This is a genomic window from Vibrio sp. 1F253 (genome assembly GCF_041439295.1).
GTDB lineage: Bacteria > Pseudomonadota > Gammaproteobacteria > Enterobacterales > Vibrionaceae > Vibrio > Vibrio tasmaniensis_A.
In genome coordinates this window covers 21271-28021 of the sequence record NZ_JBGONU010000054.1, presented here as the reverse complement: position 1 = coordinate 28021, position 6751 = coordinate 21271, and the positions used below count along the sequence as shown (strand labels likewise).

Sequence of the window (6751 nt, the reverse complement as noted above, 5' to 3'; positions counted from 1 at the left end):
TTGAAAAGCGAAATGTCGCTTAGCTAAGTGTCCAGTCTGACTGGAGCAGATCATACAGCGGAAAACAAAGAAACTCGTCCCTTTAGGGCATTGTCCATGAATCATTTACCTATAATTCATATGTCCAAACTCAGCCCATCTAACGGCTTTGGCATCAAACTCCAAAACCACGACTAGATAGGTTAGCTTAAGTCCTCTGTCTTACGTATTAGGAGTTAGGAGTTAGGAGTTAGGAGCTTAAATCCTAGACCTTTACTTTATACTTAAGATCTTGGGCTTCATCGCCAGTCATTCCTCGAAAGCCCCAGCAATGCGATGGCTGTTCCTTAATGGTGATCTCGATATCAATGGGAGAGATGGCCAGCTGCTTTTCTATTTCAGAAAATATCTTCTTAATTAGGCGCTTTTTGGTGTTCACCGCTCGCCCTTCCATCATATTGATTTCTATGACGGTGTAAGCTTCTGTTCGCCCTTCGGGATAAAAGAAATCATCTCTTTCTAATGGTACAAACCGATGCGCTCGTTTGTCATCAGGTAACCCCATCTCACTGTTCAAACATTGTTGTAAGACATTAGAAAGCTGTAACTTAATCGGATTTAAGCACTCTTTGATACCATAAATAACGATCATGACCATTCCTTTGATGTGATGTCAGGTAAAGAAGAACTAAGAGATAAGCAACGTAAGATAAGCGTGTCGCTTGTTATCTACCCATTGACTAATTCTTACCCCATATTACCTAATGCCGTAAGTTAAAAAAGGTTAAACCGATTAAATTGCGAATAAACGCGACAAAAAACCATGTCTCCCTCTCTCTAACTTCCTGTTCAATACATCACCCCACATTGATCGAACTTCAACGAGCACGCGTATACATCTCTGAATTACGTACGAATCAAATCCGTACAGACTCAATCATGTATGAACTAAGGAGTGCTATGTGCCGAATTCAGCTGAGAAGATCACACGGATAGAAACCGAATCAGAAACACCCGTAGAGACTTCTCAAGAGCTTGCGGTGTTTCCTCTCCCGTTATTCATTTTGCCAAGGGGCAGACAAAGACTGCGTATTTTCGAGCCCAAGTATTTGAAAATGGTCGCTCATGCTGCGCAAGGAGACGGCTTCATCATTGCGACTCAGGACGACACCAGCTCCGAACGTCTGAGTTCTTGGGGGACAAAAGTGTCTATTGTCGATTTCAATATGTCCGATGATCAAATCTTGGAAATCGATGTTGAAGGCGAACAGTTGGTCCAGCTTCACTCGTCCTTCCGCGACACAGATGATTTAATAAAAAGTGATTTCCGCCCGTTGCCTCACTGGCCGCAATACAGCTATAAGGTGCCGAACGTGGTGACTGCATTTCTTGTCGAGTTGTTTCGAGAACACGATTCAATCAGAGCACTTTACCCCACTCCCGACTTTGAAAGTCCTCAATGGATCTGTGCTCGACTCCTCGAAATGATGCCTATCCCATTGGAAAAGAAAACCAAATTCACAGAACCCGCTAGTTTTCCGTCTTTAGTTCCTTTTTTGAATCAAATCATTACAGGGCAATAAGCACTTTTATTCACTATAATTTTGTATAGTAGAAATTAATTTAAAATAAAGTGATCCCTACTCTCACTCTCCACGTAGTGTCTATCAAATTCGCATGATGGTTGATTACTATGCAAGTGGAAAGCAGAAGAACAGGGAACGGCAAGGAGCATGTCATTATCCCCGACAACAAACTACCTACCGAAAGTAAGGTACCTACAGAGCTCTCAAGCTGGCTGATTTTGGTTGGTTCAGACAGAGATAAGCAGGCATTTACTTGCTTGTTTAAATTCTTTGCTCCCAAAATCAAGCGTTTTGGCATCAGTAAGTTGGGCGGTGAAGCCTCTGCCAACGAGCTAGTCCAAGACACGATGACCAACGTTTGGAAGAAAGCGCATCTCTACAACGAAGAGAAAGGCGCAGCGACCACTTGGGTTTATACCGTTATGCGAAACGCCGCCTTTGATATGTTAAGAAAGGTAAAAGCGAAAGCAGAGCCAACCATCGCTGACGACATTTGGCCAATTGACGCCATGGTAGCCGAATCACAAAGTGATCAGCTTCAGTTTGGCGACCATCTAATGAGCCGTCATGTAATGACTCAAATCGAAAAGCTGCCTCTCGCTCAAAAAACCATTGTGAAAGGCGTCTACTTCCAAGAGTTATCGCAAGAGCAACTCGCCCAACAACTCGATGTCCCGCTTGGAACTGTTAAATCTCGTCTAAGACTCGCACTCGCCAAACTAAAAGTTCACATGGGGGAACAAGACCATGATTAAACATCACCCAAATGCGGCAATCTTGAAAGATTTTGTCGATGGCAATCTAGCGGATTCGGTTTCTCTGATTGTTTCTAGCCATGTAGAGCTTTGTGCACACTGCCAAAAACAAGTGAGCATGCTGACGGCGCAAGCTGCTGACTCAGTCTTTGAAAGCGATACATCTGCCTTTGAAAACGACACAGCAGGGCTAAAACTGTCTGACAGCGAAATGGATGCGTTTCTAGCTGACGACGAAGAATTTGATTTTGACGCTATCGACCAGATCACAGCTGATTCATCTCAAGCTATCGAAGTGACACCCGAAGTTCAGCAAGTTACGGTTGCAGACACAACCTTCACGATTCCTCGCGCACTCAATGCAGTCGCAAGAAAAGACTGGTTGAACTTGGGCAAGATTTCTCGCGCACGTCTCGATTTTGATGACGAATCACACCACACCAGCTTGCTGCATATAGGTAAGGATGGACAGGTGCCTTGTCACACTCACAAAGGCTTCGAGATCACGCTTCTTTTAGAAGGCAGCTTCGAAGACGAAATGGGCGTCTACAACAAAGGCGATTTCATCTGGTTAGATGGTGACCACACTCACCAACCAGCCACCAAAGAAGGTTGTGTGTGTTTAACCGTTTCAAGTGATGCCTTGTATTTCACTAAAGGGGTGAGCCAACTGTTCAACCCACTGGGTAAATACATTTATTAGCTTCAAAAGATTTATCGGGTACGTCACAAGACTCATAGAGTTGGCTAGTAAGAAAAGTAAAAACCGAACTAAAGTAATGTTTAATAAGCAACAAAACACATAATATAAGAATAACAACGAGCAATGAGTGTAAGGAATTGACCAATGGATAAAAAAATAAAAATAGGCATTAGTGCATGTGTCGCCGGTCATAAAGTTCGGTTCGATACTGGCCATAAGCGTTCTCGTTTTTGCACAGACGATCTTGCAGACTACGTAGAACTTGAGCCAGTTTGTCCAGAGATGGGGGTTGGCCTTCCAACGCCTCGTCCTACGATCCGTCAAACAAGAATGTTAGACGACATTATTCATGTTTCTCGACCTGATGGTTCTGGCGATGTCACCGATGAACTGATCGAGTTTGGGCAAAACTATTCAAAGAACAACCAACACATCGCAGGGTTCATTGTGTGTCAGAAAAGTCCAACCTGTGGCATGGAGCGAGTAAAGGTTTATCACCACCACGGGCGTGGTTCTGAGTCGACAGGTGTTGGCTTGTTCACTCAGCAGGTTATGCAAGGCAATCCCCTCCTTCCAGTAGAAGAGAATGGTCGCCTCAACGATCCAATTCTGCGTGAAAACTTTATGACTCGTGTTTTCACATATCAAAAGTGGCTCGATCTTGTTGATGAAGGTGTAACCAAACACAAGCTGATTCAATTTCACAGCGCTCACAAATATCTAGTGATGTGCCACCACATTGAAGGCTACAAGAGCCTAGGCAAACTTTTAGCGAGTAACGATTTAGAGATTGATGAGCTGGCTGAAAAGTACATCGAAGGTCTGATGACGGCGCTAATGCACCATGCAAACCGCGGCAGTCATGCTAATACTCTGCATCACTTACAAGGTTACTTTAAGAAACAACTGAGCAGCGCTCACAAACAAGAGCTCACGAATCAGATTTCATCATTCAGAGAAGGGCTGGTTCCTCTGTTAGTTCCACTAACGCTGATTAACCACTATCTGATGGAATACCCAAACGAGTACCTAGAGTCACAAGTTTATCTAAACCCGCACCCACAAGAACTTAAGCTGAGATACGGATATTGAGCGACATTCTATGGATAAGACGAGACCTGAGGATTCACGATAACCCAGCGCTCGTCTCTGCGGTTGAAAACAGCGTCTCTATCGCCGTTTTTATTTCAACCCCGCAGCAATGGCAACAACATCACCTTGCACCGATAAAAGCGGACTTCATTTATCGCCACCTAAAACAGTTCGAGTCACAACTCGCTGAATTCGGTATCACTCTGCTGCACCTCAAAGCCACAGACTTTAACGATCAAGCAACTCAGCTCATCAACTTGTGCAAACAGGTCGATGCGACATGTGTGTATGCCAATTCAGAGCCGGAAGTGGATGAGCAGTTAAGAGACAAACGCTTAATCGCTACTGGTATAAAGTTGAAAATAACCGACTGCGATACGATTCTGCCATTAGGTAGCGTACTGAATAAACAAGGTGAGATGTTCAAGGTTTTCACACCTTTCAAAAACGCATGGTTAAAAGAAGTGCAAGCGAAAGGCATCATTTGCAGCCATGCTCCAGTGCATTCAACAGGAACGACGCAAGCAGGTTCATCTGAAACGGATTCGCCTCAGAACCTATCACCTCAAAACCTAACACCACTGAATCAATCGTTAAGTGGTTTTTCTGGCGACTACGATTTTGACTTTCCGCGTACCGATTCAGAGCGTTGGCCACTAAGCCAAGACGTCCTTGAGCGCGTGATCCCCAATTTCTTAGCCAATAAAGTTAATGACTATTCTCGCCTTAGGGATATTCCATCAGTAAAGGGGACATCAGGCCTATCTCCTTACCTGGCTATTGGTGCAGTCAGCCCTCGTTGGTTAGCGATTCAATTGATTCAACAACAGCCGGACTTGTTATTTGATACTCAGTTGCCAGCCTTTTCTTGGCTTAATGAATTGATTTGGCGAGATTTTTATAAGCATTTGATGTTCCATCATCCTATACTGGTTAAAGGTGCGAACTTTCAGCAGAAATACAACGGCTTAGATTGGTATCACGACAACCCGAGCTTTAAAGCGTGGTGCGAAGGAAAAACAGGCTACCCATTAGTTGATGCAGCGATGCGTCAATTAGTTGAGACAGGCTGGATGCACAACAGGCTAAGAATGGTGGTGGCAAGCTTCCTAACCAAGCACCTACTGATTGACTGGCGCTGGGGCGAACGCTTCTTTATGTCTCACCTTATCGATGGTGATTTCAGCGCCAATAATGGCGGTTGGCAGTGGGCTTCAAGTACTGGCTGTGATGCTCAACCCTACTTCCGAATTTTCAATCCAATCACTCAGAGTGAAAAGTTTGATCCAAAAGGAATTTTTATTCGTAAATACATACCAGAGCTGCAAAACATCCCAGATAAACATGTTCATTTCCCACATGACTTTATCGCTAAAAACGGAATAGACAGCGAATACTGGCAACCCATCGTTGAGCACAAAGAAGCACGATTGAGAGCCTTAGCCTTCTTCAAATAATTAGAGTGAATATTATGGATAACTCTCTATGGCTTGATAACTTTCTCAACATGTATCGAGAACTCGGAACCGACAATTTCGACGTGCTTAAGACGGTTTATCACCCTGATATTGAATTCCAAGACCCGCTGCATCATGTCAGCGGTATTTCGGCGCTTACGCACTACTTCGAGAACCTCTACACCCAGGTAACGAGCTGTTACTTTCATATCGAACACACTTTCGAAGTGAACGACGAAGCTTCGGTGTATTGGACAATGCAGTTTGCTCACAAGCAATTAAATGGGCAAAAGCCAATCGAAGTACAAGGACACAGCCACCTCAAGATGCTCGACGGCCAAGTGGTTTATCACAGAGACTATCTTGATGTCGGCTCTATGTTGTACGAACACATTCCAGTTCTGGGCTGCGCCATCAAATCCATCAAAAAGAGAGCGAGCCAATAATGCGTATTATGATCACAGGCGCGACCTCAGGTATCGGCCAATCACTCGCTATAGATTATGCTCAACAAGGGCATGAGGTGATTGCTTGCGGCCGTAATCAAGACAAACTGCAAGCTTTAGTTGATTCTCACGAGACAGACCTATCGCACTCGTCAATTGACCCACTCTGTTTTGATTTGACCGATTACCACAATTTCCCTGCACTCGAACAAGATAAGCAGCTCGACCTACTGATCTTGAACGCGGGTGATTGTGAGTACATCAACGACCCCGTGAATTTTGATGCCGAGCTTTTCGAGCGCGTCATCAACATCAATCTAATTTCAATTGGCTACGCCCTTAAAGCCTGGTTAAAAAACATTAAGCCGGGCGGCCGTTTGGTTTTAGTAAGCTCCAGCGCCAGCTTTTTACCTTTGCCAAGAGCCGAGGCTTATGGCGCTTCAAAGGCAGCCCTCACCTACTTAGGCAGAACACTGTCGGTTGATCTGGCCGAGCACAATATTCATGTCTCAATTGTGCACCCAGGCTTTGTTGAAACGCCATTAACCGAGCGAAATACCTTCTCTATGCCTATGATTATTAGTAGTGAGGCCGCAACTCAGCGAATCGTAAATGGTATTGCTCAAGGAAAGAGTGAAATCGATTTCCCAAGACGATTCATCATGTTGATGAAGCTACTAAGAATGCTTCCAACTCCAGTTTGGCAAAAACTCGCTTCAAGGATGGTATAACA

8 protein-coding genes are annotated in these 6751 nt (G+C 44.4%); 7 read left to right on the top strand and 1 reads right to left on the bottom strand.

Annotation, left to right across the window (positions count from 1 at the left end; all coding sequences use genetic code 11):
• Window positions 1-244: 244 nt before the first annotated feature.
• Complete coding sequence (locus ACED28_RS19785) at window positions 245-631, bottom strand: tautomerase family protein (protein WP_017070218.1); 387 nt, start codon at window positions 629-631, stop codon at window positions 245-247.
• A gap of 310 nt (window positions 632-941) precedes the next feature.
• Between ACED28_RS19785 and ACED28_RS19780 the strand changes: the two genes are divergently transcribed.
• The 7 genes from ACED28_RS19780 (at window position 942) to ACED28_RS19750 (ending at window position 6749) form a co-directional block, all read left to right on the top strand.
• Window positions 942-1562, top strand: coding sequence for an LON peptidase substrate-binding domain-containing protein (locus tag ACED28_RS19780; RefSeq protein WP_371710558.1), 621 nt, complete (start codon window positions 942-944; stop codon window positions 1560-1562).
• Window positions 1563-1672: 110 nt separating this feature from the next.
• A complete protein-coding gene (locus ACED28_RS19775) occupies window positions 1673-2320 on the top strand; it encodes a sigma-70 family RNA polymerase sigma factor (protein WP_371710557.1) in 648 nt (215 codons plus the stop codon).
• Window positions 2313-3023 (top strand): ChrR family anti-sigma-E factor, encoded by a 711-nt coding sequence (locus ACED28_RS19770; protein ID WP_371710556.1) that lies wholly within the window; start codon window positions 2313-2315, stop codon window positions 3021-3023. The genes ACED28_RS19775 and ACED28_RS19770 overlap by 8 nt, the downstream gene beginning before the upstream one ends.
• Window positions 3024-3167: 144 nt before the next feature.
• On the top strand, window positions 3168-4115 hold the full coding sequence (locus ACED28_RS19765; protein ID WP_009846088.1) for a DUF523 and DUF1722 domain-containing protein: 948 nt from the start codon (window positions 3168-3170) through the stop codon (window positions 4113-4115).
• Complete coding sequence (phrB, locus tag ACED28_RS19760) at window positions 4112-5572, top strand: deoxyribodipyrimidine photo-lyase (RefSeq protein ID WP_371710555.1); 1461 nt, start codon at window positions 4112-4114, stop codon at window positions 5570-5572. Before ACED28_RS19765 ends, phrB begins: the two co-directional genes overlap by 4 nt.
• Before the next feature lie 14 nt (window positions 5573-5586).
• Window positions 5587-6018: a nuclear transport factor 2 family protein gene (locus ACED28_RS19755; protein ID WP_017090021.1), complete on the top strand. Its 432-nt coding sequence runs from the start codon at window positions 5587-5589 to the stop codon at window positions 6016-6018.
• Window positions 6018-6749, top strand: coding sequence for an SDR family NAD(P)-dependent oxidoreductase (locus tag ACED28_RS19750; protein WP_371694761.1), 732 nt, complete (start codon window positions 6018-6020; stop codon window positions 6747-6749). The genes ACED28_RS19755 and ACED28_RS19750 overlap by 1 nt, the downstream gene beginning before the upstream one ends.
• Window positions 6750-6751 lie beyond the last annotated feature (2 nt).

What these genes read in the sequence shown, in the direction of transcription:
- ACED28_RS19785 (WP_017070218.1), bottom strand. Translation starts at nt 631, where the DNA reads ATGATCGTTATTTATGGTATCAAAGAGTGCTTAAATCCGATTAAGTTA.
- ACED28_RS19775 (WP_371710557.1), top strand. Translation starts at nt 1,673, where the DNA reads ATGCAAGTGGAAAGCAGAAGAACAGGGAACGGCAAGGAGCATGTCATT.
- ACED28_RS19770 (WP_371710556.1), top strand. Translation starts at nt 2,313, where the DNA reads ATGATTAAACATCACCCAAATGCGGCAATCTTGAAAGATTTTGTCGAT.
- ACED28_RS19765 (WP_009846088.1), top strand. Translation starts at nt 3,168, where the DNA reads ATGGATAAAAAAATAAAAATAGGCATTAGTGCATGTGTCGCCGGTCAT.
- ACED28_RS19755 (WP_017090021.1), top strand. Translation starts at nt 5,587, where the DNA reads ATGGATAACTCTCTATGGCTTGATAACTTTCTCAACATGTATCGAGAA.
- ACED28_RS19750 (WP_371694761.1), top strand. Translation starts at nt 6,018, where the DNA reads ATGCGTATTATGATCACAGGCGCGACCTCAGGTATCGGCCAATCACTC.